The following is a 26,013-nucleotide window of genomic DNA, read 5'->3' on the forward strand; positions in this document are numbered from 1 at the left end:
CCTCGCTTAACCAATAGCATATAAAAAAAGTCTCATAGACAAATCTGCGGTGATAACTTTGGTTGAGAATATGCGCCTGAAAGCAATGTTTCATCGAAACATTCGCTTCATGTCCTGAAGCGGCACCGACCGGAGCAGACCGACCGAAGCGACTCCCGCGGACCACAAGGCGTGTCGAACCGGTCGGACATGCGGCGGCCACACAGGAAGGACATATAGGCACCGGCAGAAACACCTCTTCATACAAATGCATGTTGTGCGTACCGCAGACTGGTTGTATTAACTCCGGACATGACACAACCGCGCCATCCCTTGACCGATGCCGAACGGATCGACTGGATTCGCCTGATCCGTACGGAAAACGTGGGTCCGATCACCTTTCAGCGTCTGCTGGAACAGTATGGCAGTGCCTCCAGGGCACTGGACGCCCTACCGGAACTTGCGCGGCGCGGCGGACGAGCCAAGCCGCTGCGGGTCGCCTCCAAGGCCGAGGCGGAGCGGGAGATGCAGGCCAACCGGCGCTTCGGCGCCCGGCTGCTCTGCGCCTGCGAACCCGACTATCCGGAACCGCTGGCCGCGGTGGACGATGCGCCGCCGGTGATCTCGGTCGCCGGGCACGCCCACCTGCTACGGCTACGCGCGGTCGCCATCGTCGGCGCACGCAATGCTTCGCTGAACGGCAAGAAGTTTGCCGAATCGCTGGCGCGCGAACTCGGGGCGGCCGGGCTGTTGGTCGTCTCCGGCCTTGCCCGCGGCATCGACACCGCCGCCCATGCCGGCTCGATCGCCAGCGGCACCGCCGCCGTTCTGGCCGGCGGCATCGACGTCGTCTATCCGCCGGAGAACGAAGGGCTCTACCGCGACATCGTGGCGCAGGGCGTGGTGGTGGCGGAAAGCCCCATCGGCACCCAGCCGCAGGCCCGACATTTTCCCCGCCGCAACCGCCTGATCTCCGGCCTGTCGCTGGGCGTGCTGGTGGTGGAGGCGGCGTTGCGCTCCGGCTCTCTCATCACTGCGCGGATGGCTCTGGAACAGGGGCGCGAGGTGATGGCGGTGCCGGGTTCCCCGCTCGACCCGCGCTGCCACGGCACCAACAACCTGCTGCGCCAGGGCGCCACGCTGGTGGAGCGGGCCGACGACGTGCTTCGCGCGATCGAAAATCTGCGGCCGCCGACGCTGGCGGAACGGCAGCGCGACCTGTTCAGCGCCCCCACCCATACCCCTTCTCCTGCAACCGAACCGGACGAATCCGACCTTGCAAAGGCACGCGCCCTGGTGCTGGAAAACCTGGGCCACTCGCCCGTCACCATTGACGAACTCGTTCGCGGGTGCCAATTGTCCGCTCCGGTGGTGCTGACCGTGGTTCTGGAACTTGAGCTTGCCGGCCGAGTCCAGCGTCTTCCCGGTCATCAGGTCTCTCTCGCCTGATCGGCATCGCCGTGGTTTGAGTGGGCATACGCGAAGGGCTGGTTTCTTGCCGGGCAGCAACGTCGTCATCGTCGAATCGCCGGCCAAGGCGAAGACCATCAACAAGTATCTGGGCGACGACTACACCGTCATCGCCAGTTTCGGCCATGTCCGCGACCTTCCGGCGCGGGACGGCTCGGTGCGCCCGGATGAAGATTTCGCGATGGAATGGGAGCTGGGCGACCGCTCCAAGCGCCACATCGACGAGATCGCCAAGGCGGTGAAGTCGGCCGACCGCATCTACCTCGCAACCGACCCGGATCGCGAGGGAGAGGCCATCGCCTGGCACCTGTCCGAACTCCTTCGCGAAAAGCACCTCTCCGACAATCGCGACGTCCAGCGCGTCACCTTCAACGAAATCACCAAATCCGCCGTCCAGACTGCAATGGCCAACCCGCGCGCCGTGTCGCAGGAGTTGGTCGATGCCTATCTGGCGCGCCGGGCGCTGGACTATCTGGTCGGCTTCACCCTGTCGCCGGTGCTGTGGCGCAAGCTGCCCGGCTCCAAGTCGGCCGGCCGCGTGCAATCGGTGGCCCTGCGCCTGATCTGCGAGCGCGAGTCGGAGATCGAGGTCTTCAAGCCGCAGGAATACTGGTCGATCGCGGTGGGCTTCACCACGCCGGCCGGGTCCTCCTTCACCGCGTCTCTGACCCAGCTGGACGGCAGGAGGCTCGACAAGTTCGGCCTGCCCAACCAGGAGGCGGCCGAGGCCGCGGTGGCGAAGATCCGCCCGCAGACCTTCGCCGTGTCGCAGGTCGAGCGCAAGCAGAGCCGCCGCAACCCGTCGCCGCCCTTCACCACCTCCACCTTGCAGCAGGAGGCCTCGCGCAAGCTGGGCTTCGGCGCCACCCGCACCATGCGCACGGCGCAGAAGCTGTATGAGGGCGTGGACATCGGCGGCGAGACGGTCGGCCTCATCACCTACATGCGAACCGACGGCGTCAGCCTGTCGCAGGAGGCCATCGAAGGCGCCCGCGGCCTGATCGGCTCGCACTATGGCGAGCGTTACGTCCCGGCCCAGCCGCGCGTCTACAAGACCGCCGCCAAGAACGCCCAGGAGGCCCACGAGGCCATCCGACCGACCGACCTGCACCGCCGCCCCGAATCGGTGTCCGGCTATCTGGAAAGCGACGAGCTGCGGCTCTATGAACTGATCTGGAAGCGCACGCTGGCCAGCCAGATGGAAAGCGCAGTGCTGGATCAGGTGGCGGTCGACATCGCCAGCCCGTCGAAGGACGTCGTGCTGCGGGCCACCGGCTCCATCGTCGTGTTCGACGGCTTCCTGAAGGTCTATCAGGAGGATCGCGATGACGCGGCCGAGGACGACCAGCAGGAACGCCGCCTGCCGGCCATGGACCAGGGCGACGCCCTGGACCGCGGCGACATCGTCCCGGACCAGCATTTCACCCAACCGCCGCCGCGCTACTCCGAAGCCAGCCTCGTCAAGAAGCTTGAGGAGCTGGGGATCGGCCGACCGTCGACCTATGCCTCGATCCTGCAGGTGCTGCAGGACCGCAATTACGTCCGGCTCGACAAGCGGCGCTTCATCCCTGAAGACCGCGGCCGGCTGGTCACCGCCTTCCTGGAGAATTTCTTCCACCGCTATGTGGAGTACAACTTCACGGCGGAGCTGGAGAACCAGCTGGACGAGATCTCCGACGGCAAGATCGATTGGAAGACCGTCCTGCGCGATTTCTGGACCGCCTTCGACGCGGCGGTGAACGGCACCAAGGACCTGACGATCACCCAGGTGCTGACAACGCTCGACAATGAACTCGGCGCCCATTTCTTCCCCGCCGCCACCGAGGACGGCCATGACCCGCGCGTCTGCCCGGTCTGCCGCGAGGGCCGGCTGGGTCTGAAGCTGGGCAAGATGGGCGCCTTCATCGGCTGCTCGCGCTATCCCGACTGCCGCTACACCCGGCCGCTGGCCGTCGCCAACGACGAGAATGGCGAGGCGCAGGAAGGCCCACGCGAGCTGGGCAACGATCCGGAAACCGGTCTGCCGGTGACGGTGCGCCGCGGCCCCTACGGTGCCTACATCCAGTTGGGCCCGGCGCCCGCCGCCATGGTCGCTCCGCCGGAGGAGCCGGCGGCGGAAGAGCCTGCCGCCGACGGCAAGAAGCCCAAGGCGAAGAAAAAGAAGAAGGACGACACGCCGAAGCCCAAGCGGGTGTCGCTGCCCAAGGGCATGGCGGCGGGCGACGTCGATCTCGACACCGCGCTGAAGCTGCTGGCACTGCCCCGCGTCATCGGCAACCACCCGGAGACGGCCGAGGAGATCAGCGCCGGCATCGGTCGCTTCGGCCCCTATCTGAAGCATGGCAGCGTCTACAAGTCGCTGACCCCCGATGACGACGTGCTGACCATTGGCATCAACCGCGCCGTCGACCTGCTGGCCGGCGCGGCGAAGAAGGCGTCGGCTCCCGCCAAGACGCTGGGCGACCACCCGAAGACCGGCAAGCCGATCACCATGGGCTCCGGCCGCTTCGGTCCCTATGTGAAGCACGCCAGCGTCTATGCCTCGATCCCCAAGGGGACCGAGCCGGACAGCATCACGCTGGAACAGGCGTTGGAGTTGATCGACGCCAAGGTCGCCAAGGACGCCGCCAAGAAGGGCAAGGCCCCGAAGGAGGCTGAAGCGGCCAAGGCCGAGGGTGCGGAGACGGACAAGCCCGCCAAGGCGAAAGCTCCGGCGAAAAAGCCGGCCGCCAAGAAGGCGAGCAAGGCCAAGGCCGCCAAGGATGCTCCGGCGGAAGCCGCCGCGCCGAAGAAGAAGACCGCCAAGGCATCGTAACCGAAGCCCCCTCTCCCACCACGGGAGAGGGGATTTACGCAATTAATTTTCCTACTAAATCAGAAGAGATTAATTCAGTTTCGACGATTTTTCTTGTTGAAATCCCAGTCGGCTTGTCGTCTCATTGCCCCTGCCCTGCAGGTTCCCCGTGTCACGCATAGGCCCAGCGCGTTAAGCTGCCGGCGGTGCGCAACCAAAGGAATACGGGAGGACAACGACCATGAGCGCCGCGGTTTCGACACACGAACCCCATCCCCCGCAGGATACATCCCTGGTCCTGCGCCAGGATCGCGATGGGGTCGCCATACTGACGCTGAACCGGCCGAAAGCGCGGAATGCCCTGTCGGTGGGGCTGATGGCGGCGTTGCAGGACGCGCTGGACGCGATCCACGAGGACAACTCGGTGCGTGCCGTGGTGCTGGCCGGGGCCGGTGGCGCCTTCTGCGCCGGGCATGACCTCAAGGAGATGCGCGCCGCGCCGTCGCGCGAGCTGTACGAGGCGCTGTTCACCCAGTGCTCCCGCCTGATGCTGACGATCAACCGCGTCCGCCAGCCGGTGATCGCCAAGGTGCGCGGCGTGGCGACCGCCGCAGGCTGCCAGCTGGTGGCGACCTGCGACCTCGCCTATTGCGAAGAGGAGGCGCGCTTCGCGACTCCGGGCGTCAACATCGGGCTGTTCTGCTCGACGCCGATGGTGGCGTTGACCCGCGCGGTCGGGCGCAAGGCGGCGATGGAGATGCTGCTGCTGGGCGACCTGATCGACGCCGAGGAGGCGGAGCGCATCGGCCTCGTCAATCGCGCGGTCCCGGCCGACCAGTTGGACGAGGTCGTGGACAGCGTCGCTGCCAAGATCGCGTCCAAGTCGCCGCTGACCCTCGCCACCGGCAAGGAGGCGTTCTACCGCCAGATCGATCTGGACGTGGAGGGCGCCTATGCCTACGCCGCCAAGGTGATGACCGAGAACATGATGGCGCAGGATGCCGCCGAGGGCATCGACGCCTTCCTGGGCAAGCGCACGCCGGTCTGGTGCGGCCGATGACCGACCTGAAAATCACCGATCCGGCGGACTACACCGACGCCTTCCTCCGCGGCGCTCTTGAGAGCGTGAAGAGCATTGCCGTGGTCGGGGCCAGCGCCGACCCGGTGAAGGCCAGCTTCTTCGTGATGAAGTACCTGCGCGACAAGGGCTATCAGGTCATCCCGGTCAATCCGAAGATGGCGGGCCAGACCATTCTCGGCCTGCCGGTCTACGCCAGCCTCAAGGATCTTCCGGAGCCGCCGGACATGGTCGACATCTTCCGCAATTCCACCGCCGCCGGCGGAGTGACGGACGAGGCGATCGCCGCCGGGGCCAAAATGGTGTGGATGCAGTTGGGTGTCCGCAACGACGAGGCGGCGGCACGGGCCCAGGCAGCCGGGCTGACCGTGGTGATGGACCGCTGCCCGAAGATGGAAATCCAGAGGCTCTACGGCGAGATCGGTCGGATCGGGGTCAATTCCAATGTTCTGGTCACACGCCGCAGGACGCCTACGAAATCGTTCAAAAAGCTGATCTGAAAAATTGGGGGAAACACGCAGATGACTGAGCAGAAGAGCTTCGGCTTCGAGACCCGCGCCATCCATGCCGGCGCCGCTCCCGACCCGGCCACAGGCGCGCGGCAGACGCCGATCTACCAGACCACCAGCTTCGTCTTCGAGAATGTCGACGACGCGGCCTCGCTGTTCAACCTGCAGAAGGTCGGCTTCATCTATTCCCGCCTGACCAATCCGACGGTCGCGGTGCTGGAGGAGCGTCTGGCGAACCTGGAAGGCGGCGCCGGCGCCACCGCGACCTCGTCCGGCCATGCGGCGCAGCTGCTGGCGCTGTTCCCGCTGATGGCGCCGGGCGACCACATCGTCGCCTCGAAGAAGCTCTATGGCGGCTCGCTGAACCAGCTCGGCATCAGCTTCCCGCGCGCCTTCGGGTGGCAGCCGAGCTTCGTCGACACCGACACTGTGGACAACGTCAAGGCGGCGCTGACCGAGAAGACCAAGGCGATCTTCGTTGAAAGCCTCGCCAATCCCGGCGGCGTAGTGACCGACATCGAGGCCATCGCCAGGATCGCCGACGATGCCGGCATCCCGCTGATCGTCGACAACACGCTCGCCACCCCATACCTGATCAACCCGATCCAGTGGGGCGCCACGCTGGTCGTGCATTCGACCACCAAGTTCCTGTCCGGCAACGGCACCTCCGTCGGCGGCGTGGTGGTGGACAGCGGCAAGTTCGACTGGAGCAAGTCCGGCAAGTTCCCGGCGCTGAGCGAGCCGGACCCTGGCTATCACGGCCTGCGCTTCCACGAGACCTTCGGCCATCTGGCCTTCACCATCCACGGCCATGCCGTCGGCCTGCGCGACCTGGGTCCGAGCCAGGCGCCGATGAACGCCTTCCTGACGCTGAACGGCATCGAAACCCTGCCGCTGCGCATGCAGCGCCACGCCGACAGCGCGCTGAAGGTGGCACAGTTCCTGGAAAGCCATCCGGCGGTGAGCTGGGTCAGCTATGCCGGGTTGGAATCGTCCAAGTATCGCGATCTCGCGAAGAAGTACCTGCCGCGCGGTGCCGGTGCGGTGCTGACCTTCGGCGTCAAGGGCGGCTTCGAGGCCGGCGTGAAGGTGGTGGAGAGCGTGGAGCTGTTCAGCCACCTCGCCAACATCGGCGATGCCCGGTCGCTGATCATCCACCCGTCCTCGACCACCCACCGCCAGCTGTCGGCAGAAGCCCAGGCCTCGGCCGGCGCCGGCCCCGACGTGATCCGCCTGTCGATCGGGCTGGAAACGCCGGAGGACATCATCGCCGACCTGGATCAGGCGCTGAACAAGACGCTTGGCTAAGGACCTCCAATCCGGCGGCGGGTCACTCCGCCGCCGGCAGCGGCTCCGCCACCGGTTCGGCCATGCGGCGGTCGTCGGGCAGCAGCAGGGCGGCGGCAAAGGCGATGGCGGCCAGCGCCGACAGGGTCAGGTAGAGCATGGTGAACTCGCCCGTCCGCTCGAAGACCCAGGCAACCAGCTGCACCGCCAGCGGACCGGCACCGAAGGACAGGATGTATTTGGCGCCGTAGGCCAGACCGCGGTGCTTGTCCGGGGTATAGCGGGCCAGCAGCATGTTCTCCGCCGGGATCTGCGTTTGCGAGGCGATGACCACGAAGGCGGCGGCGGCAACCAGCGGCACGTCGGCCAGCACGGCGACTGCGGCCATCAGCGGGATCTGGGCCAGCAGGCACAGTATATAGACCCGCTTCAGCGAATGGCGGTCGGCCAGCACACCCCCGATCATCTGCGGCAGGGCGGAGATCAGGTAGACCGCCGTCACCAGCCCGCCGACCCCCAGCGTGCCGGTACCGAGCCAGCCGCCCAACCGCGCCTCGAACAGCTTGGGCAGCACCACCTGCATGGCGTTGAAGATCAGGCCGGCGCAGACCATGGTCAGCGACAGCACGAAGAAGGCGCGCACGACATCCCCGCGCGACGGCTTGGGCTGCGGCTTCACGTCGGCGTGGCGGTCCTGAACGACGCCGGTCATCATCAGCAGGGCAAGAACGACGCCCAGCACGAGGCAGATCGCGCCGGGGATGATGAAGGCCATGCGCCAGTTCAGCCATTGCGTCAGGCTGCCGGCGACCACGGCGGCGGTGGCGACGCCGAAGGTGCCGAACAGGCCGAGCCAGCCCATCGCCTTGCCGCGATTCTCGGCGTTCGCCATCATCCAGGCCATGCCGACGGGGTGGTAGATCGACGCCCCCAACCCCAGCAGGGCCAGCGACCACATCAGCATCTCCGGCCCGTCCGACAGCCCGGCCAGAACCGCGCCGCCGCCGGTCATCAGGTAGAAGACGGCGATCATGCCGGCCGAACTCCAGCGATCGCCCAGCCATCCGGCGAGCGGCGCCCCCAGCCCGATCATGAAGGCGCCCAGCGTCCACAACCGGATCAGCTCGTCATAGGAGAGCTTCCATTCCGTTTCCAGCGCCAGCACGATGGTCAGGAACAGCGCCGACACGATGTGCATCAGCGAATGCCCAACCCAGGCGAAGCCGACGGACAGCCGCGCCGAGGTCGGCGACGGCAGGGCGGCGGAAGGGTGGCTCATCGAACGTCTCCGACCCCGGACCTGTCCCGACCGGGAAATGTTTCACAGGCAAGCGAAACGCAAGGCTGGCACGGGTCGGTTGAACCGTCCAATGCGCCTGCCTCATGGCGGGCATGCCTGGGAAGGTCCGTAGTCAGTCGTGAACGTTCCCGCGCATCTTCTTCACCTCCGACCGCTTGGCCTTCCCTTCCAGCCGCCGCTCCTTGGAACCCTTGGTCGGCTTGGTCGGGCGGCGGGGTGGCGGCGGCGGGGCGGCGGCTTCGCGGATCAGGTCGATCAGGCGCTCGCGGGCGTCTTCGCGGTTGCGCATCTGCGAGCGGTGGCGGTCGGCGACCAGGATCAGAACCCCGTCCTGGGTCAGGCGGGAGCCTGCCAGCCGCTCCAAGCGGTAGCGCACCGGGTCGGGCAGGTTCGGCGAATGGCGCACGTCAAAACGCAGTTGAACGGCCGTCTCGGTCTTGTTGACGTGCTGGCCGCCGGGGCCCGAGGCACGGACGAACTCCTCCTGCAATTCGCTCTCGTCCAGGCTGATGCGGGGGTTGACCCGGATCATGTCGGCTCCTCCGGCGGCGGCTCCAGCGGATGGCGGGCGCGGAAGGCGCGGGCCAGCGCGGCGAAGCCGGCGACATCGATCTCCTCCGCACGCGCGGTCGGGGCGATGCCGGTTTCCTCCAGCAGCGCTTCGGCATTGCCCAGCGACTTCAGGCTCTGGCGCAGCATCTTGCGGCGCTGGCCGAAGGCGGCGGCGGTGACCTGCTCCAGGGCGCGCCAATCGGCCGGTTCGGGGTTGGCCCGTGGGGTCAGATGGACGACGGTCGATTCGACCTTCGGCGGCGGGGTGAAGGCGCGCGGCGGCAGGTTGAACAGGACGCGGGCGTCGGAGCGCCATTGGGTGATGACCGACAGCCGGCCATAGGCCTTGCTGCCCGGCTTCGCCACCAGCCGGTCGGCAACTTCCTTCTGGAACATCAGGGTCAGGCTGACATAGGCCTCGATCCGCGCCAGCCAGCCGAGGAGAAGCGGCGTCGCGACGTTGTAGGGCAGATTGGCGACGATGGCGCGCGGGGCGGGGGCGAGTTCCTCCGGGTCCACCGTCAGGGCGTCGGCCTCGACGATGCTCAGGCGGCCCTGCGATGCCTCGATGACGTCCTGCAGCGCCTCGATGAAGCGGCGGTCGCGTTCGATGGCGATGACCTTCACCGCATTTGTCGCCAACAGCGCGCGGGTCAGGCCGCCGGGACCGGGACCGACCTCGATGGCGGTGGTGCCGGCCGGCAGATTGGCCGAGCGCGCGATCCGCCCCGTCAGGTTCAGGTCGAGCAGGAAGTTCTGACCCAGCGACTTGCGCGCCTCCAGCCCGAAACGCGCGATCACGTCGCGCAGCGGCGGCAGGGCGTGCGGGTCGAAGCCAGCCGGGTTGGCGGCGGATGCGGCGGGGGCGGAGATCGGGTCGGTCATCCCCGACTTATAGGCATCCCCCGCGCGCTTCACCAGACGGCAGTTTGCAAGAGTGGCAACTGATGGCGGCTACAGCAGGCGGCGCAGCAGCACGACGGCAACCACGCCGGCCACCACCGCCACCACCATCGGCACGCGCCGGGCGATCAGGCAGACGAAGGCGGCGGCCAGCGCGTCGGATGGGCGCGACAGGGCGGCGGGCGCCACCAGGGCGACCAGAACCGCGCCCGGCGTCGCCTCCAGCGCCGCGCTGGCCGCCCGGCCAAGCCGCACCCGTGCGATCAGCCACGGCCCGCCGATCCGCGTCATCCAGGTGACCAGCGCCCCGCCCAGCACGATGGCAAAGACGCTCCAGTCCAAATGCAGCGACTCAAGCATCCTGCGCCCTCCCCTGCCCCTTTGCTTGGAGGGCGGCGACCGCTCCGCCGGCCAGGGCGCCGGCCAGGATGTGCCACGTCCCCGCCGGCGACAGCGCATGGACGGCCAGCGCGGCGGCGGCACTCGCCAGCCAAGGCGGCAGCGAACGGGCACCGCGCCAGAACCCGGCGAGCAGGCAGAGGAAGACGGCGATGAAGGTGAAATCCAGCCCCCAGGCGGCCGGGTCGGCGATCAGCGCGCCGGCAAGTGTTCCGGCCACCGTGCTGGCCAGCCACGCCAGATAGAGCGTCGCCGCCACCCCGTACCAGTAGGCCAGCGTCAACTCCGGCCCGCGGCGGAGCGCCAGCGCCCATTGCTCGTCGGTCATGAAGAACAGCGCCAGCCCGGCCCGTGCGCGGGGAACACCGCGAAAGCGCGGCTCCAGCGTCGCGCCCATCAGCAGATGGCGCAAATTGACCAGCAGGATGGCGCCGACCACCGCCAGCCCGGCGCTGCCCTTGTCCAGCAGTTCGACCGCGACGAACTGGGAACTGCCGGCGAAGACCAGCGCGCTCATCAGCCCCATGTCCAGCGCCGACAACCCGGCCTTGGCGGCGAGGCTGCCCAGCAGAAAGCCGAAGGGAACGGCGCCGGCCACGAGGGGCAGGCAATGGACGACGCCCGCCGCGAACTCCTGCCGCGGGGATGTCGTTATGGTGATGCTGCCCATGCTTGTGTGCGTGCTCATGGCCGGGAGGTTAGGCGGCCACGGCGGGCGCGTCTTGGATGGGATTGCTGCCGCGCCGGTAGTGGCCGGGGGAGACGCCGACCCGCCCCTTGAACACCCGGTTGAAATGCGCCTGATCGCAGAAGCCGCAGGCCAGCGCCACATCGGCCAGCGGCAGAGGCCCGGCGAGCAGCCGCTTGGCTTGGGCGACGCGGCGGTCCGTCAGATAGCCGTGCGGTGTGGTGCCCACCGCCGCGCGGAAGACGCGCAGCAGATGGAAGCGGCTGAGCCCTGCCGCCTCGGCCAGATCGGCCAGTTCCACCGGGCTGTCGAGATGGGCGTCCAGATACTCCCGCGCACGGCGGACGGCCGCCGGCTCCTGCCCGGCCACCGGTGGACGCGCAGTCAGGTCGCCATGGCGCAGGGCGATCGCGGTGAAGGCGCGCAGCGCGTCGGTGTCGGTGCGCAGCGGTTCGCGGTACGGCCCCTCCAACCCATGATGGAGACCGCGCAGAGCCTGGAACAATTCCGGGTCGTCCAGTTCGGTGGCGGCGAAATGCGGGGCGACGGGCCGGCCCAGCGCCTCGGTCATCGCCTGTTCGAACAGCGCCACCGAGGGGTAGAACATGCGGTAGGCATAGCCGTCCTCGGCCGGGCGGCCGTCATGCAGAACCTCCGGGTCCAGCACAACCACCTGTCCGGCCCGCGCCACCCGGTCGGCGCCACGGCAACGGTACAACTCAGTCCCGGCGGTGATGACCCCGACCACATAGGTCTCGTGCGTGTGCGGGGCATAGCTGTGGCGCTGGAAGCGGGCGTTCAGGCATTCCATGCCGTCGAAGCGCGCTTCCCGCCATAGCCGGGCGAAGTCGCCGCCGCCGGCCGGAGTCCGGGTCAATGCCGATTGCTGGTCCATGCCGCAGTCTAACAGGCGGGCGCGGCGGTCGTCTTGGATAGGATTGCGGCCTACACAATGCGCCGGCCAACGGCATGTTCCGCCGGGTCGCCGGGATGGTCGGGGAACGGGGCGCCATGGCCGGCCTGGTGGCTGTCATGGACCAGACAGGCATCGGCGATCAGCGGCCACAGGTGGGAGCGCAGGAAGCGCTGGTCCTGCCAGCGGTCGGCCTCCGCCGCGGCGAAGCGGTCGATCAGCGGTTCCAGCGGCGGCAGCAGGCCGGCGGCCCCGCCCCACATGCCGGCCAGCATCAGTTCGCCGTGCAGCGGGTGGTCGCGCATGACGTGGAAGGCCTTGCCCGAGGCGATCCATGCCTCCACCGCCGCCCGCTCGCGCGGCCCGACCCGCGAATCGCAGTCACGGCAGACGAAACGGCGGACGGTCGGGTCGTCGGAGGCGAGAAAGCGCCAGTAGAGGCCTCTGACCGGGCCGCTGCCGGACGGCATCACCATCCGCTCAGCCCCCAGCGCGTCCAATTCCGCCAGAATCTCCGGCGGCACGCTGTCGTCGTGGTAAATCCGGCAAGTCCAGCCGGGATAGACCGACCGCACCAGCCGGGCATTCTCCAGCGCCCCGCGATGGTAGATGTCGGCCGTCCCCCACAGGCTGAAGGCGACGACGTCGCGGATGCGCCTCTCCGCAGCGGCAGGACGGTCGCGAAGCGGCGGAAGGGCGAGCTGCGCGCCTTCCCGCGCCGCGAGTAGCGCCTTCTGCGTCAGAAGCCTGTCGATCTGGATCAGCGATTCCGCCTCCCGATAGGTCTGGAACAGAAGGATGGCAAGGTTCTCGCGCGCATCGAGAAAATCGGGCGCCAGCACCACCGCCCGGCTCAGACTGGTCGCCGCCTGTTCAAGTGCCTCCAGATCCAGGGCAGCCGCTTGCCGCGTCAGGATGCCGAGGTTGAAGACCGCCCCGACATGGTCGGGCTGCAGCGCCAGCGCCTGCCGATAGCGGACCAACGCATCGGCCGGCCGGCCGGCGCGGGACAAGGCGTTGCCGAGTTGGAACAGCCGCTCCGCCGTCGGCGCCTCCACGGCAACCAAGCGCGACAGGTCGGCGACAGCCGCCTCTGCCCGGCCCTGCTCCAGATGGTGGATGCCGCGCAGTTCCAGCAGCAGGGACAGGCGCTGCCGGGTCTCGCCGTCGCCCGGTTCGAGCGTCAGCGCCCGGCCCAGCGCGTCGATGGCGGCGTCGGTGTCGCCCGTCATCTGCGCCGCCACGCCGAGGAGAGCCAGGACCGCCGCGTCGTCGGGCTGCAGGGCGGCGGCGCGGCGCTGGCTGGCCATGGCCTCCGCCGGGTGGCCCAGCGCCTGATGGACCTTGCCGAGATCGCGGTGGTAATCGGCGATGTCAGGCCGAGTATCCACGGCTGCCGCGATGCGCGTCGCCGCGGCCTCCAGGCGGCCCGTCTGTGCCAGCAGCATGCCCAGCAGGTGGGAGGCGGCATGCATTCCGGGAGCGGCGTCGAGGATGCGGCCATAGAGGATTTCCGCCTCCCGCAGCCGCCCGGCCCCGTGATGGTCGACGGCGACCCGAAGGGCTTCCTGAATCGAGGCCATGACACTCCCCAAACACGATCGCTGACAATGACGGGCGAAGCGGCCGATAGCATGCCGGCCGGCGCGTTACACACTGTTACACAGCAGCACCCCGCCGGATATTGTCCAGTTACAGTCGCGCGCGATCATGGACGCCAACAAGAAACGACACCGGATCAAGGGCGACCGCCATGACCATTTCCAAGACCATGACCCGCGACGTGGTCACCCCCGTCACCATCGTCACCTTCGTCGTGTCCACGGTGACCGGCGTGATGCTGCTCCTGCACTGGAACACCGGGCTGGTGCGCTTCTCCCACGAATGGCTGAGCATGGCATTCTCAGCCATCGCCCTCTGGCATCTGGTGAAGAACTGGCGGGCTTTCCTGGGCTATCTGAAACGGTACGCCGCGCAAGCCGCTTTCATCGCCAGCATCGTCGTGTCCGTGGTCTTCACCGGCATGACCGGCACCACCGGCGGCGGCAGCGTCAATCCGGGGGCGGTGTTCGGCGCCCTGTCGGGCGCGACGCTGGAAGCGGCGGCGCCGGCGCTGGGGCTGACACCCGACAAGGCGGTGGAGGTGCTGAAGGCCGCGAACATCGACGCCGCGCCGGGCGAAACCCTGACCGCCATCGGCGAGCGTTCCGGCAGGAACGGCGCGGCGGTCGCCAGTTTGCTGGCGGCGAAGCGTGCGCACTGAGGCCTGCGCCTACTCCTCGTCGCCGTCCCCATCGCCGAGCAGATAGTCGATGTCGCCGCCGTCGAGCGCGCTGACCAGCCCCTTGCCTTCGATGGTGGCGGCGGACAGGCTGCCCTTGCGGCGCTGGAGGTCGAGGATGCGCTCCTCCACCGTGTTGGCGGCGATCAGCTTGTAGACGAAGACCGGCTTGTCCTGGCCGATGCGATAGGCGCGGTCGGTCGCCTGATCCTCGGCGGCAGGGTTCCACCAGGGATCGTAGTGGATCACCGTGTCGGCGGCAGTCAGGTTCAGGCCGCGGCCGCCGGCCTTCAGGCTGATGAGGAAGACCGGGACCTCGCGGTTCTGAAAACGGTTCACCGGCTCGGCGCGGTCCAGCGTGCGGCCGGTCAACTCGACATAGGGGATGTGCGCCTTCTCCAGTTCCAGCTTGATGAGGTCGAGCATGGTGGTGAACTGCGAGAAGATCAGGATGCGGCGGCCTTCCGGCACCATCTCCTTCACCATTTCGGTCAGGGCGTGCAGCTTGGCGCTCGGCCGCGCCTTGCCGCCCAGCGCGGCGATGGATTTCAGCAGGCGCGGGTCGCAGCAGACCTGCCGCAGCTTCAGAAGCGCGTCGATCACCGCGATGGCGTTCTGGCCTAGCCCCTTGCCGCTGGCGGCCAGCGCCGCGCGCACCGTCTCGTTCACCGACAGGCGGATGGTCTCGTAGAGGTCGCGCTGGTCGCGTTCCAGGTCGATGCGCACCACCACCTCGGTCTTCGGCGGCAGTTCCTTCGCCACCGCCTCCTTGGTGCGGCGGAGCAGGAAGGGGCGGATGCGGCGCATCAGCAGGTTCGCGCGGGTGTTGTCGCCGCGCTTCTCGATGGGCACGCGATAGCGCTTGCCGAACTCCTTGCGGTCGCCCAGCAGGCCCGGCATCAGGAAAGCGAACTGGCTCCACAGCTCGCCCAGATTGTTCTCCACCGGCGTACCGGACAGGCAGAGCCGGTGCCGCGCCGGCAGCGCCGCCACCGCGCGGGTCGCCTTGCCGTCGGGGTTCTTGATCGCCTGCGCCTCGTCCAGCACGATCATGTGCCAGGTCAGCCGCTTCAGCAGATCGACGTCGCGCGCCACCACGCCATAGGTGGTGACGACGATGTGGGCGCGGTCGAGTTCCGCAAGCTTGCCGTGGCGGTCGACACCGTGCAGCACCACCACCCGCAGATGCGGGGTGAAGCGCTCCGCTTCCGCCACCCAGTTGGGCACGAGGCTGGTCGGCACCACCACCAGACAGGGTTCGGTCAGCCGCCCCTCATGCTCCTCCATGGCGATGTGGGCCAGCGTCTGGGCGGTCTTGCCCAGCCCCATGTCGTCGGCGAGGATGCCGGCGACATTGTTGGCGCGCAGGCTCTGCATCCAGGCGAGGCCGCCGCGTTGGTAGTCGCGCAGCTCGCCCTTGAAGCCCGGCGGCGGCGTCATGTCGCCCGGCACCTCGTCGGCGCGCAGGCGCTGGAGATAGCCGTCGATCTGCGCCGTCTCGTCGCCGCGGCGGGCGATCAGGTCGTCGATGTCCAGCAGCGAGTCGGCCTCGGCCAGCGGCACCTTCAGCCGGTCGCCGCTGCTGCGCCCGCTGTCCAGCATCGCTTCGAGAACGCTCAGCAGCCGCTCGATCCGCTCGGCCGGTAGGGCCAGGACATTGCCGTCGTCCAGCACGATGTGGGCGCGGCCGTCGATGACACGGGTGGTCGACAGACCGCCCTTCTCCACCAGACGGGCGAGGATCGGCAGAAGGGGTTGGCGCTCGCCGTCGATCTCGACGCCGACATCCAGGTCGAACCAGCCGTCGCCGGCATCGCGGACGGCGACTTCGACCTCCGCGCCCGGTTCGATGACCTTTGTGCCGAAATCGGCCCCGACCTCGACGATCCAGCCGGCCTTGGTCAGGGCGGGGACCTCGTTGGTCAGGAAATGCTGCCAGCGTTCCTCGACGTCCCGGCCGGTCAGCCAGTGGACGCGGGAGCCGCGGGCGTTCAGCGCACCCTTCGGCGGCTCGATCCGTGCCTGGGCGAAGCCGAGGCCGGACAGCCGGTCCATCGCCGCCTGCTCGTCGGCCTTGTCGCGGCGGACGAAGGTGACGTCGCCGAACTCATCCTCATAGCGGGCGAACTGCCGCTGGTCGTCGGGCTCGATCTCCACCGCGCGGCCGGGCTCGCCATAGTCGAAGGACAGGCGCAGCACGTCGACCAGTCCGTCGGCCGGCGTAACCACGCGGCCAAGGCGGGCGATGATCCGGGGGGAGCGCTCGACGATGGCCGCCGCGTCCGCCGCCCCACTGCGCACGCCGGGAATGGCGTTGTCGCGGAAGCTGGAACCCGGCATCGACGGCGGCGCCGTGATGCGCGGCATCGACGCGACGGAACCGCGCGACGGGCCGAACAGGCGGGACGGCGTCGCCTTGGATGGGACCGGCGGCGGTGGCGGAGCGGCCGGCACCGGCTTGGCCTTCGGCACCTCGACCACCTGGAGATCGACCGGGAAGACGGTGCCGGTGGCACTGTCCACGCACCAATAGGACTGGCCCTTCACCAGCACGCTGCGTTCCGGCAGGCCGGTCGGGCGCAGCTTGCGGGTGGCGGGGTCGCGGAAGGTGCGGACGGTGCGGCCCGGCGCCTCGGCCAGCGGGGTGCCGTCGCGCCAGCGCAGGCGCCCGGTGGAGAGCAGGCGGCGCAGCAGGCGGTCCACCGCCTCCCCCCGGCTCTTGGCGACGGGGGTGCGTTCGGTCCCGCCACCGCCGAGCAGCCGGGCGATGGCGCGGTCGGCATCGCCGTCGACGGAGCGCGGGGCCTTGGCCAGCACGTCGCGCGGGCTGGCGGGGCTGGCGTCGGTCGCCCCCTCCGCCACGAACTCCGCCAGGATGTAGCAGGCGACGTCGCCCTGCCCCGGTTCCAGCGTCCAGCGCAGGCTGCGCACCGGTTCCGGCTTGGGTGACGCAGGCGGCGGCGGAGGCGCCACGCTGCGGATCGGCGGCGGGACCGGCGGGCGGACCAGTGTCAGCGGGGGCTTTGGAGCGGGCGGTGCCGAGGGGGCCGTGGCTGCCACCGGAGGGGCCACCGGGACAGGCGGCGGAGGCGGAGGCGGGGCCAGCGGCGCTTTCACGTCGGCGACGTCGAACAGGGAGGCGCGGCGCCATTCCGGCCGGCTTTCCAGCGCAAGCATCGCCGCCGCCGCCATATGGGCGCAGGCGTTGCGGCCACAGGAACAGCTGCGGTCGAGCACGATGCTGCGCTTGCCCTGCACCGGCGTCACCGTCACCGTCAGCCGGCGGCCGAGATCGCTGACCTCCGCCTCGATCCGGTCGCCGCCGGGGGGACCCAGCGTCACCGCACCGGTCATCATCAGCGTACGGCCGCGCTGCAGCGTCTTGGCATCGAAGACGCGCGTCAGGTCCTCCTGACCGAAGGGGACGGCGGCGCCACCCGACGAAGGGCCACGCGGCAGGGCATCGAAAAGCGACATGCGGTGCGAGGTGACCAGACGAAAGCTGATGGAATGGGGCGGAACGGAACGGAAACGGGGCGTCGGTATAGGATCTTGCGCGGCATGGCGCAAGCCTTAGGCTCAAGCATTGACGCGAATGGCGCCGCATCGGCGGAACCGGGCGCGGCCGTCCGTCATAGCACAGGATGCCACCGGCTTCACCCCGGTTGGTGATTTACCCGCGATTGCCGGGGAACACCCGGCCGGCCAGTTCGCACAGGCCGCCCTCGCTGCCCAACTGATGGGCGGCCCAGCGGATCGTCCCCTCAACGAAGGACGGATCGCCGGCATGGACCAACAGGGCCAGCCCAAGCGCCATCGCTCCCGCCAGCCAGGGGGAGGGTCGCAGGCGCGGCGCGGCGTCGTTGCGGCTGCTCCACAGGAACAGCAGGGCCGAGAGCCCGCCGATCATCAGTCCGGCCACCACCTCCGCTCCCGAATGGGCCGAAACGGCGACGCGCGAAGCGCCGATGGCCAGCACCAGCGCGACCGCCGCCAGCGGCAGCGCAATCCGGAGCCAGCGCGATTGGGCATTGCGCGCCGCCAGAGCCGACACCGACCCGTAGAAGACGGCGGAGAAAGCGGCATGGCCGCTGGGGCTGACGAAACGGTCGCCGGCGAACAGCGACGGGAACAGCGGAAAGTCCGGCAGGCCGCAGCCATGCCCCACCAGTTTCAGCACTACCATGGCGCCGAGGCACAGCGACAGGGCGAGCAGCCAGCGCAGCGCCAGCGGCGCCGAATGGTGCCGCCAAAGCGCGGTCGCATAGAGGGCGGAAAGCGGAACGAGAAGGCTGCTGCTGCCCAGATGGGTGATGGCGCCGCTGGCGGTGGCGAGCATCGGTCCCCCATGGATGCCGGTGGAAACGAACGGCTTTGCCACATGGTGCGGCGCAGCAAGATCGGCAAGAGGACGAATCGAAAGCCCCGCCCCTACCCCTCCAACTGGTCGGCGCGCGCGTCGGCGATGACGCAGTTGCGGCCCGACCGCTTGGCTTCGTACAGCGCTTCGTCGGCCCGGCGGACCAGCCCTTCGGCGGTATCGCCCAGCCGCCCGCCGATGGAAATGCCGACGGACACCGTCACGTTGATCTCACCGCGGCCGGCCGACACGGCGAAGGGAGTGTCGGCGATGCGCGAACGCAGGCGTTCGGCGACGATCAGCGCGGCTTCCCCGTCGGTGTCCGGCAGGATGACGATGAACTCCTCGCCACCCAGCCGGGCGACGAGGTCGAAGGTGCGCAGGTTGCGGCTGGCGCGGGCGGACACCTCGCGCAGAACCTCGTCGCCGATGGCGTGGCCGTAGGTGTCGTTGACCACCTTGAAATGGTCGATGTCGAACATCAGCACCGACACCGGCTTGTGGCTGTCGATGGCGCGTTCCAGCAGCCGCGGCAGATGGGCGTTGACGTAGCGGCGGTTGAAGACGCCGGTCAGGCTGTCGGTCAGCGCCATCGACAGGCTCTGCTCGTAATTGGAGCGCAGCCGCTCCTGATAGCGCTTGCGCCGGATCTGGGTGCGGGCACGGGCCAGCAGTTCGTTCCGGTCAACCGGCTTGATGACATAGTCGTTGGCGCCGAGTTCCAGCCCCTTCGCCACCTGCCCCAGGTCGCCGTCGTCCACCATCAGCAGGATCGGCACCTGCCGCGTGCGCTCGTGCGAGCGAAGCTGCGAACAGAGCCGCAGACCGTCCTCGTTCAGCAGGGTCAGGCTGACCACCACCAGATCGAGCGGTGTGCCCAGCGCGCGTTCCAGCGCCTTGGCACCGGTGTCGGCGGAGAAAACCACGTTGTGGTCGCGCTGAAGCGTCTCCGTCACCTTTTCCAGGTCGAGGGCGGAATCCTCCAGCACCAGCACGTTCGCCCGCTCGAAGGATTCGCTCAGCATGGTGCCGCTGCGCTCGATGACGCCGAACTGGCCGGACGTGGTTTCGCGCAGACGCCATTCGTCCATCATCATCTTCAGCCGCACCAGCGAGCGGACGCGCGCGAACAGCGCGATGTCGTTCACCGGCTTGGTCAGGAAATCGTCGGCCCCGGCCTCCAGCCCGCGGACGCGGTCGGCGATGTCCGACAGCGCCGTGACCATCACCACCGGAATGTGCATGGTGGCGGGATCGGAGCGGATCTTCTCGCACACCTCGAATCCGTCCATGCCCGGCATCATGACGTCGAGCAGAACGATGTCCGGCGATTCCTTCCGCACCATCTCAAGCGCGTCGGGTCCGTTGAAGGCTGTCAGAACATTGAAGTACTCGCGCGTCAGCTTCGCCGCGAGCAGCTTCACATTCGGCAGTACATCGTCGACGACAAGGACACGCGCGGACATCGGAAGGAAATTCCTGCAGAATTGCTACAGAGAAAACTAACTCAGCCGAGAAACTTTTTGACTGTTTCGAGGAACTTCACAACCGAAATGGGCTTTGCCACATAATCCTCGCAGCCGCCCTGACGGATTTTCTCTTCATCACCTTTCATGGCGAATGCGGTGACGGCCACGACCGGAATGCTCCTCAGTTCCGGATCGTCCTTGATCCAGCGGGTCACCTCCAGCCCGGAAACCTCCGGCAGCTGGATATCCATCAGGATCAGGTCGGGACGGTGCTGGCGGGCCAGCCGCATCGCATCCATGCCTTCGCGGGTCTGCAGCGTGCCATAGCCGTGCGCTTCGAGCAGGTCATGAAAGAGCTTCATGTTCAGCTCGTTGTCCTCGACGATGAGGACGGTCTTGGTCGGCCCACCACCGGTCGCCAATGGACCGCACGGCTCCGCTGACATGCATCCTCCCTGGGTGTGACCCCCGCGTTCACGCCGTCCCTTGCCGGATCGCGCACCGCAGTTGCGGGATCGAAGATCCGGTATAACCCCTTTCTGATTAGGTCGCGACGGTTAAATAGTCGTTACCGGTGCGCTGGATGACAGCCCTGATGACCGCCGACCGTCCTGCATTCAAACGAAAAACCGCCCGCGGCGGACGCAGGCGGCGATCGGTTATCGGCAACGGCAATATACCGGGATGGAGCCGGGCGGCGGCTCAGGCCGCCCGCTTCACCTTGCGCTTGGCATCACGGCGGCGGGCACCCTTGGCGCCGTACATCATGGCGTCGGCTCGGCGCATCACCTCGTCCTCGCTGTCGTCGGCGCCATAGGGCTGGGTGCCGACGGAGAAACGGACCGGCAGCGACTGCCCACCCCATTCCACATGGGTGGCGTCGGCGATGGCGGCGAGCTGGCGGGCGCGGGTCAGGCCGCTGGCGGTGTCGGTGTTGGTCAACAGCACGGCGAACTCGTCACCACCCAGCCGGGCGACCACGTCCTCCTGTCGGACATTGCCGACGATCATCCGCGCCACCTGCCGCAGATAGGCGTCACCGGCAACATGGCCATGGGTGTCGTTGATCGCCTTGAAGCCGTCCAGGTCGATCATGACCAGAAGGCCGCCGGCGGACCCGTTGCGGCGGGCCGAGGCCAGCTCGCGCCGGAAGTGGCTGTAGAAGCCGCGCCGGTTCAACAGGCCGGTCAGCTCGTCCGTCATCGTCAGGCTTTCCAGGTAAGCGATGCGCTCATGCAGCTCGGCGATCGTCTCCTTGGCTTCGGCGAGCAGCGCGATCGTCTCGTCCAGCGTCTGGCGCTCGGTCCCCCGCAGAAGCCCGACACGCGAGGCCAACGCGACCGGCGACCATCCGGCCGGCACGTCGAAACGGTCGGAGGTGTGGTGCTTCAGGTCCAGGGCGGCGACGATGGCGTTCATGGGGTCGGCTCCTCTGATGAAGGTCGGAACACTTCGCCCTTACCTAAGCAACCACTGTGCCAACCCGCCGCACCCCGCAGATACCAAGCATTTTATGCATTTCCGGCGGATTGCGCCGCCGGATCGTCGGGACGGGATGGAGCCTCTTTCCTAGTGGACCGGCATCTTCTGCCCACCCCATCCGTTCGGGGCAGGAAATCCCTGCCGGTGAGGGGCTGGCCCGGCAAAAGGCTCCGCCCCCATCACACCACGCGATCCGGCGCCTCCCGCCCGGCCATCACCGCGTCGATGTTGTCCAGCGCCTTGAATCCCATGGCATTCCGCGTCTCAACCGTCGCGCTGCCCAGATGCGGCAGCAGGAAGGCGTTGGGCAGGTCGCGATAGCCGGGATGCAGGTTCGGCTCGTTCTCGAACACGTCGAGCCCGGCGGACGCCAGCCATCCGGCCTTCAACGCATCGATCACCGCATCGTCGTCCACGACGCTGCCGCGCGCGGTGTTGATCAGGATGGCCCCCGGCGGCAGCAGCTCGATCCGTTCGGCGTTCAGCCAATGCCGGGTTTCCGCCGTGGCGGGGAAGTGAAGCGACAGGACATCGCAGACCGGCAGCATCGCCTCCGGATCCGCGTGATAGATGGCGCCCAGTTCCAACTCTGGAGCCAGCCGGCGGCGGTTGCTGTAATGGATGGTCATGCCAAAGGCGCGGGCGCGCGCCGCCACCGCCTGTCCGATGCGGCCCATGCCGACGATGCCCAACCGCTTGCCGCCGACATGGGTGCCCATCAACTGGGTCGGCGTCCAGCCGGTCCAGGCATTGGCGCGGATCATCCGCTCGCCCTCCGAGGCGCGCCGCGCGGCCCCCAGCAGCAGAAGCAGCGCGATGTCGGCGGTGGCGTCGGTCAGCACGTCGGGCGTGTTTGTGACGGTCAGGCCGCGGGCGCGGGCCGCCTCCAGGTCGATATGGTCGGTGCCGACGGAGAAGGTCGCCAGCACCCGCACCCGCTCCGGCAGAGCCGCGATGGCGCCGGCGTCCAGCCGGTCGCCGGCACAGCACAGCACGGCGTCGGCCCCGGCCTCCGCGGCACGGGCGGCGATCTCCGCCCCGCTGAAGGCACGGTCCTCGGGATTGAGCAGCGCGCGGTAGTCGCGCGACGCCCGTGCCTCCACCGCATCGGGAAGACGGCGGGTCAGCAGCAGCACCGGGCGGGATGCCTGACCGGAGGCAGGGCTGGAGGCGGGACTGTCCGACTGCGCCGCGAACGGCAACTCGGCAGGGCTTGTCATTCCGGCGGTTCCCTTCCATTGATAGGACATTCGGGTGGCGGGCCTTTCGGACCGCGGCAAAAACACCCATACTTCACCAAGAGCCGTCAATCACCTGTGGATCCCGTCTTGCTCGACCGTATTTCCGCCTTTCCGGCAACCGTCGGCGCGGTCCTCGCGGCCGCCGTTTCCACCGGTGCGCTCTTCGCGGCCTCCCCTACACTGGCTCAGCCGGCCGCGACCTCCATGGCGGCGGTGGCGGCAAGGATCCAGCCGCACCGCGCGATCTACACCATGTCGCTGGCCTCGGCGCGCAACGGATCGAAGGTCAGCGATGTCCGTGGCCGCATGATGTTCGAATGGGCCGACGCCTGCGACGGCTGGACGACGGAGCAGCGCTTCCAGCTGCGCTTCGTCTACAGCGAAGGCGACGACATGGCGATGAACACCAACTACACGACCTGGGAGTCCAAGGACGGCCTGCGCTACCGCTTCAACGTCCGCAAGCTGGTGAATGGCGAGGTGGACGAAGAGGTGCGCGGCGAGGCGAACCTGAACCGCGACGGCGCCGGCACCGCCCAGTTCACCAAGCCCGAACCGCAGGAGATGGAACTGCCGGCCGGCACCATGTTCCCGACCGCCCACACGCTGGCGATCCTGGACCATGCCGAACGGAAGGATCCCTTCTTCACCCGCACCATCTTCGACGGGTCCGACGCGGAGGGACCGACCGAGGTGTCCACCGTCGTCGGCAAGCCCGGCGCGCCGACGGACGCCGGCAAGGACCCGCTGCTGAAGGTGGGCAAGGCTTGGCCGATCCGCATGGCCTTCTTCCCAACCCAGAGCGATTCGGCCCAGCCGGAATATGAAATGAGCCTGCATCTGCTGGAAAACGGCATCGCCGAGTCCATGCAGATCGATTACGGCGATTTCACCGTCAACGCGGTGCTGGACAAGATCGAGGCGCTGCCGAAGTCGGGATGTTGACGGCGGGGCAACGGCCCCGTGACAATTCACATCGGGTTTGCCGATCCGGGGGACTTGCGACGGTTTCCCTGTTGATCGCGACTCGCCGCTGCGCTTAACTGTGGGTTGAGGTTTTGCGCAACAGGCCGGAATTTGTCCAAGGGCAACCGGCCGTCCGAGGGTTTATCCGTCATGAGCAAGAAGCATGTCCAGATCGGGCAGGTTTTCCAACCGGTCGGCAGCGCCGGCGGACGCGGTTGGCGGGTGACGGCAACGGTCAGCCTGCTGGGCATCCCGCACGCCCGCGTCGTCAGCACCGAAGACGAGGGCGTGTCGAAGACCCTGAGCTGCTCGGTCCTCGCCGACACCAGCCACTACCGCCTGATCGCCTCGGCGCCGGCCGATGGGATGGCTGCCTGACGGCTTTCGCTGGTGGTTCTAATTTCTAACACTACTCGGCCCCCTCCCTAACCCTCCCCCGCTTCGCGGGAGAGGGGACTGCCGCCGCCCTGCAAGCTCCCCCTCTACCGCGAAGCGGGGGAGGGAGGGACCCGCGCGCCAGCGTGGGAGGGAGGGGGCAAATGCATCGCTCCCTATTCTTCCCCCCGCCGTTCGCGCAACCGCGCCCAATAGTCCAGCCGCTTGCGCAGGTCGCGTTCGAACCCCCGCTCCACCGGCTGGTAAAACTCGCGCCGCGCCATCCCCTCGGGGAAGTAGTTCTGGCCGGAGAAGCCCTCCGCCGTATCGTGGTCGTACTCGTATCCCTTGCCGTAGCCGATGCTCTTCATCAGCTTGGTCGGTGCGTTCAGGATATGCTTGGGCGGCATCAGCGACCCCGTCTCCTTCGCCGCCCGCACCGCAGATTTGTAGGCCGCGTAACCGGCGTTCGATTTCGGCGCCGTCCCCAGATAGATGACCAACTGCGCCAGGGCGAGTTCACCCTCCGGGCTGCCCAGCCGCTCGTAAGCCTCCCAAGCGGCGATCGCCTGGGTCAGGGCGTTGGGATCGGCCAGCCCGACATCCTCCACCGCGAATCGGGTCAGGCGCCGCGCGATGTAGCGCGGGTCCTCCCCGCCATCCAGCATGCGGCTGTACCAGTAGAGCGCCGCGTCGGTGTCCGACCCGCGCAGCGACTTGTGCAGGGCGCTGATGAGGTTGTAGTGCCCCTCCTGCGCCTTGTCGTAGAGCGGGGCGCGGCGCTGGATGGTGGCGGCGAGCGCATTGGTGTCCAGCACCGTCTCACCCGGCAGCGCGAACAGCTCCTCGCACAGGTTCAGGCAGAAGCGCCCGTCGCCGTCGGCCATCGCCTTCACCGCGGCGCGCGCGTCGGCGTCCAGCGGCAGCGGCCGTCCCATCTCCGCCTCCGCCCGCGACAGCAGCTTTTCCAGCGCCGCGTCGTCCAGGCGGTTCAGCACGAAGACCTGCGCCCGCGACAGCAAGGCGGCATTCAGTTCGAAGGACGGATTCTCGGTGGTGGCGCCGACCAGCGTGACGGTGCCGTCCTCGACGAAGGGCAGGAAGCCGTCCTGCTGGGAGCGGTTGAAGCGATGGATCTCGTCGATGAACAGCAGCGTGCCCTGCCCCGCCACCCGCCGGGCGCGGGCGGCGTCGAAGACCTTGCGCAGATCCGCGACGCCGGAGAAGACCGCCGACAGCGGTTCGAAATGCAGGTCGGTGCTGTGGGCCAGCAGGCGGGCGATGGTGGTCTTGCCGCAGCCGGGCGGCCCCCACAGGATCATGGAGGCCAGCCGCCGCGCCGCGACCATGCGGCCCAGCGGCCCGTCGGGCTTCAGCAGATGGTCCTGTCCGACCACCTCGTCCAGCGTGCGCGGACGCAGCCGGTCGGCGAGCGGGCGGGGAGCCGCCGCAGAGAACAGCCCGGCATCCCCGCCCGACTCGCCGCGTTTCGCCATGACGGGTGCCTCAGCGCGCCGCGCCGCAGCGCTGATAGCACTGCTTCAGCTGATAGCTGCAGTTGTCGGTCGGACTGAAGGGGGTCGAATCGGTGCGGTCGATGCCGCCCTGGTTGCGCGCGGCGACCGAATCCATGCAGACATTGTGGCTCCGCTCGCACTGGGCCTGACAGGAAGCGCCGGAACCGGTGCCGCCGTCGATCCGCAGCGACTGGTCGTCGGCACCGCCGCGCGGGGTGGAGGGGCCGGGGACCACGGTGACGGTGGGCGCCGGGCCGGAGGCGGCAGGGCGCGACGCCGGATGGTCGGCGCAGGCCGACAGGCCGAGCAGGGCCACGGCCACCAGCGGGGCGATGAGACGGACCGGACGGAACTTAGCCACGACGGCTCCTATTGTTCTTGTTGTGAGGACGGCCATCGGCATGACGGAATGCCACACCCCTCTGGACCATCCCCCGTTCGGCCCCCACT

Annotated in this window: 23 protein-coding genes; 8 read left to right on the forward strand and 15 right to left on the reverse strand. The window is 68.3% G+C overall.

The features are described from left to right. Nucleotides 1-291: 291 nt before the first annotated feature. The 5 genes from dprA (at nucleotide 292) to PWS46_RS08335 (ending at nucleotide 7,138) form a co-directional block, all read left to right on the forward strand. Nucleotides 292-1,428, forward strand: coding sequence for a DNA-processing protein DprA (dprA, locus tag PWS46_RS08315; protein WP_434613619.1), 1,137 nt, complete (start codon nucleotides 292-294; stop codon nucleotides 1,426-1,428). A 46-nt stretch (nucleotides 1,429-1,474) separates the two neighbouring features. Next, entirely contained in the window at nucleotides 1,475-4,264 is a 2,790-nt protein-coding gene (gene topA, locus PWS46_RS08320) for a type I DNA topoisomerase (RefSeq protein WP_434613622.1), read from the forward strand. A 220-nt stretch (nucleotides 4,265-4,484) separates the two neighbouring features. After that, nucleotides 4,485-5,303, forward strand: coding sequence for an enoyl-CoA hydratase (locus PWS46_RS08325; protein ID WP_434613625.1), 819 nt, complete (start codon nucleotides 4,485-4,487; stop codon nucleotides 5,301-5,303). Then, nucleotides 5,300-5,821 carry a CoA-binding protein gene (locus PWS46_RS08330; RefSeq protein ID WP_434613627.1) on the forward strand — a complete coding sequence of 174 codons (522 nt, stop codon included), beginning with the start codon at nucleotides 5,300-5,302 and terminating at the stop codon, nucleotides 5,819-5,821. The genes PWS46_RS08325 and PWS46_RS08330 overlap by 4 nt, the downstream gene beginning before the upstream one ends. Nucleotides 5,822-5,842: 21 nt before the next feature. Next, entirely contained in the window at nucleotides 5,843-7,138 is a 1,296-nt protein-coding gene (locus PWS46_RS08335) for an O-acetylhomoserine aminocarboxypropyltransferase (protein ID WP_434613630.1), read from the forward strand. Nucleotides 7,139-7,160: 22 nt separating this feature from the next. Here the strand turns inward: PWS46_RS08335 and PWS46_RS08340 are convergent, their stop codons facing one another. From PWS46_RS08340 to PWS46_RS08370, 7 genes are all read right to left on the reverse strand, one after another. Next, complete coding sequence (locus PWS46_RS08340; RefSeq protein WP_434613633.1) at nucleotides 7,161-8,396, reverse strand: MFS transporter; 1,236 nt, start codon at nucleotides 8,394-8,396, stop codon at nucleotides 7,161-7,163. Between the two features lie 133 nt (nucleotides 8,397-8,529). After that, entirely contained in the window at nucleotides 8,530-8,949 is a 420-nt protein-coding gene (arfB, locus tag PWS46_RS08345; RefSeq protein WP_434613636.1) for an alternative ribosome rescue aminoacyl-tRNA hydrolase ArfB, read from the reverse strand. After that, nucleotides 8,946-9,854: a 16S rRNA (adenine(1518)-N(6)/adenine(1519)-N(6))-dimethyltransferase RsmA gene (gene rsmA, locus PWS46_RS08350; protein WP_434613639.1), complete on the reverse strand. Its 909-nt coding sequence runs from the start codon at nucleotides 9,852-9,854 to the stop codon at nucleotides 8,946-8,948. The genes arfB and rsmA overlap by 4 nt, the downstream gene beginning before the upstream one ends. Before the next feature lie 69 nt (nucleotides 9,855-9,923). Continuing rightward, entirely contained in the window at nucleotides 9,924-10,232 is a 309-nt protein-coding gene (locus PWS46_RS08355; protein ID WP_434613642.1) for an AzlD family protein, read from the reverse strand. Further along, entirely contained in the window at nucleotides 10,225-10,959 is a 735-nt protein-coding gene (locus tag PWS46_RS08360) for an AzlC family ABC transporter permease (protein ID WP_434613645.1), read from the reverse strand. The genes PWS46_RS08355 and PWS46_RS08360 overlap by 8 nt, the downstream gene beginning before the upstream one ends. Before the next feature lie 10 nt (nucleotides 10,960-10,969). After that, the gene (locus PWS46_RS08365) at nucleotides 10,970-11,854 is read right to left on the reverse strand and encodes an AraC family ligand binding domain-containing protein (RefSeq protein WP_434613648.1); all 885 of its coding nucleotides are present in this window, start codon (nucleotides 11,852-11,854) and stop codon (nucleotides 10,970-10,972) included. 50 nt (nucleotides 11,855-11,904) lie between these two features. Next, nucleotides 11,905-13,455: a tetratricopeptide repeat protein gene (locus PWS46_RS08370; protein WP_434613651.1), complete on the reverse strand. Its 1,551-nt coding sequence runs from the start codon at nucleotides 13,453-13,455 to the stop codon at nucleotides 11,905-11,907. Between the two features lie 170 nt (nucleotides 13,456-13,625). Between PWS46_RS08370 and PWS46_RS08375 the strand changes: the two genes are divergently transcribed. Next, nucleotides 13,626-14,135, forward strand: a complete 510-nt coding sequence (locus tag PWS46_RS08375; RefSeq protein WP_434613654.1) for a DUF4405 domain-containing protein — start codon at nucleotides 13,626-13,628, stop codon at nucleotides 14,133-14,135. Nucleotides 14,136-14,144: 9 nt separating this feature from the next. On the opposite strand, the gene PWS46_RS08380 is transcribed toward PWS46_RS08375, so the two are convergent. From PWS46_RS08380 to PWS46_RS08405, 6 genes are all read right to left on the reverse strand, one after another. Next, a complete protein-coding gene (locus PWS46_RS08380; RefSeq protein WP_434613657.1) occupies nucleotides 14,145-17,630 on the reverse strand; it encodes a DEAD/DEAH box helicase in 3,486 nt (1,161 codons plus the stop codon). 196 nt (nucleotides 17,631-17,826) lie between these two features. After that, a complete protein-coding gene (locus tag PWS46_RS08385) occupies nucleotides 17,827-18,492 on the reverse strand; it encodes a phosphatase PAP2 family protein (RefSeq protein WP_434613660.1) in 666 nt (221 codons plus the stop codon). 92 nt (nucleotides 18,493-18,584) lie between these two features. Then, nucleotides 18,585-19,979 carry a PleD family two-component system response regulator gene (locus PWS46_RS08390; RefSeq protein WP_434613663.1) on the reverse strand — a complete coding sequence of 465 codons (1,395 nt, stop codon included), beginning with the start codon at nucleotides 19,977-19,979 and terminating at the stop codon, nucleotides 18,585-18,587. Between the two features lie 41 nt (nucleotides 19,980-20,020). Next, nucleotides 20,021-20,428, reverse strand: a complete 408-nt coding sequence (locus PWS46_RS08395; protein ID WP_434613666.1) for a response regulator — start codon at nucleotides 20,426-20,428, stop codon at nucleotides 20,021-20,023. A gap of 256 nt (nucleotides 20,429-20,684) precedes the next feature. Next, the gene (locus PWS46_RS08400) at nucleotides 20,685-21,401 is read right to left on the reverse strand and encodes a GGDEF domain-containing protein (protein ID WP_434613669.1); all 717 of its coding nucleotides are present in this window, start codon (nucleotides 21,399-21,401) and stop codon (nucleotides 20,685-20,687) included. Nucleotides 21,402-21,643: 242 nt separating this feature from the next. After that, nucleotides 21,644-22,684, reverse strand: a complete 1,041-nt coding sequence (locus PWS46_RS08405) for a 2-hydroxyacid dehydrogenase (RefSeq protein WP_434613672.1) — start codon at nucleotides 22,682-22,684, stop codon at nucleotides 21,644-21,646. Nucleotides 22,685-22,792: 108 nt separating this feature from the next. Between PWS46_RS08405 and PWS46_RS08410 the strand changes: the two genes are divergently transcribed. Both PWS46_RS08410 and PWS46_RS08415 read left to right on the forward strand, forming a co-directional pair. After that, nucleotides 22,793-23,650: a cell envelope integrity EipB family protein gene (locus tag PWS46_RS08410; RefSeq protein WP_434613674.1), complete on the forward strand. Its 858-nt coding sequence runs from the start codon at nucleotides 22,793-22,795 to the stop codon at nucleotides 23,648-23,650. A gap of 171 nt (nucleotides 23,651-23,821) precedes the next feature. After that, entirely contained in the window at nucleotides 23,822-24,049 is a 228-nt protein-coding gene (locus PWS46_RS08415; protein WP_085089776.1) for a hypothetical protein, read from the forward strand. A 173-nt stretch (nucleotides 24,050-24,222) separates the two neighbouring features. Here the strand turns inward: PWS46_RS08415 and PWS46_RS08420 are convergent, their stop codons facing one another. Further along, the gene (locus PWS46_RS08420) at nucleotides 24,223-25,542 is read right to left on the reverse strand and encodes a replication-associated recombination protein A (RefSeq protein WP_434613678.1); all 1,320 of its coding nucleotides are present in this window, start codon (nucleotides 25,540-25,542) and stop codon (nucleotides 24,223-24,225) included. Between the two features lie 10 nt (nucleotides 25,543-25,552). After that, nucleotides 25,553-25,924, reverse strand: a complete 372-nt coding sequence (locus tag PWS46_RS08425; protein ID WP_295832032.1) for a hypothetical protein — start codon at nucleotides 25,922-25,924, stop codon at nucleotides 25,553-25,555. Nucleotides 25,925-26,013 lie beyond the last annotated feature (89 nt).

The organism is Azospirillum sp. B2RO_4, assembly GCF_051124815.1.
Taxonomy (GTDB): Bacteria; Pseudomonadota; Alphaproteobacteria; order Azospirillales; family Azospirillaceae; genus Azospirillum.

Excerpts from the sequence above, each read along its gene's own strand:
- dprA (WP_434613619.1), top strand. The coding sequence starts at position 292 with ATGACACAACCGCGCCATCCCTTGACCGATGCCGAACGGATCGACTGG.
- PWS46_RS08325 (WP_434613625.1), top strand. The coding sequence starts at position 4,485 with ATGAGCGCCGCGGTTTCGACACACGAACCCCATCCCCCGCAGGATACA.
- PWS46_RS08330 (WP_434613627.1), top strand. The coding sequence starts at position 5,300 with ATGACCGACCTGAAAATCACCGATCCGGCGGACTACACCGACGCCTTC.
- PWS46_RS08335 (WP_434613630.1), top strand. The coding sequence starts at position 5,843 with ATGACTGAGCAGAAGAGCTTCGGCTTCGAGACCCGCGCCATCCATGCC.
- PWS46_RS08340 (WP_434613633.1), bottom strand. The coding sequence starts at position 8,396 with ATGAGCCACCCTTCCGCCGCCCTGCCGTCGCCGACCTCGGCGCGGCTG.
- arfB (WP_434613636.1), bottom strand. The coding sequence starts at position 8,949 with ATGATCCGGGTCAACCCCCGCATCAGCCTGGACGAGAGCGAATTGCAG.
- rsmA (WP_434613639.1), bottom strand. The coding sequence starts at position 9,854 with ATGACCGACCCGATCTCCGCCCCCGCCGCATCCGCCGCCAACCCGGCT.
- PWS46_RS08355 (WP_434613642.1), bottom strand. The coding sequence starts at position 10,232 with ATGCTTGAGTCGCTGCATTTGGACTGGAGCGTCTTTGCCATCGTGCTG.
- PWS46_RS08360 (WP_434613645.1), bottom strand. The coding sequence starts at position 10,959 with ATGAGCACGCACACAAGCATGGGCAGCATCACCATAACGACATCCCCG.
- PWS46_RS08365 (WP_434613648.1), bottom strand. The coding sequence starts at position 11,854 with ATGGACCAGCAATCGGCATTGACCCGGACTCCGGCCGGCGGCGGCGAC.
- PWS46_RS08370 (WP_434613651.1), bottom strand. The coding sequence starts at position 13,455 with ATGGCCTCGATTCAGGAAGCCCTTCGGGTCGCCGTCGACCATCACGGG.
- PWS46_RS08375 (WP_434613654.1), top strand. The coding sequence starts at position 13,626 with ATGACCATTTCCAAGACCATGACCCGCGACGTGGTCACCCCCGTCACC.
- PWS46_RS08380 (WP_434613657.1), bottom strand. The coding sequence starts at position 17,630 with ATGTCGCTTTTCGATGCCCTGCCGCGTGGCCCTTCGTCGGGTGGCGCC.
- PWS46_RS08385 (WP_434613660.1), bottom strand. The coding sequence starts at position 18,492 with ATGCTCGCCACCGCCAGCGGCGCCATCACCCATCTGGGCAGCAGCAGC.
- PWS46_RS08390 (WP_434613663.1), bottom strand. The coding sequence starts at position 19,979 with ATGTCCGCGCGTGTCCTTGTCGTCGACGATGTACTGCCGAATGTGAAG.
- PWS46_RS08395 (WP_434613666.1), bottom strand. The coding sequence starts at position 20,428 with ATGTCAGCGGAGCCGTGCGGTCCATTGGCGACCGGTGGTGGGCCGACC.
- PWS46_RS08400 (WP_434613669.1), bottom strand. The coding sequence starts at position 21,401 with ATGAACGCCATCGTCGCCGCCCTGGACCTGAAGCACCACACCTCCGAC.
- PWS46_RS08405 (WP_434613672.1), bottom strand. The coding sequence starts at position 22,684 with ATGACAAGCCCTGCCGAGTTGCCGTTCGCGGCGCAGTCGGACAGTCCC.
- PWS46_RS08415 (WP_085089776.1), top strand. The coding sequence starts at position 23,822 with ATGAGCAAGAAGCATGTCCAGATCGGGCAGGTTTTCCAACCGGTCGGC.
- PWS46_RS08420 (WP_434613678.1), bottom strand. The coding sequence starts at position 25,542 with ATGGCGAAACGCGGCGAGTCGGGCGGGGATGCCGGGCTGTTCTCTGCG.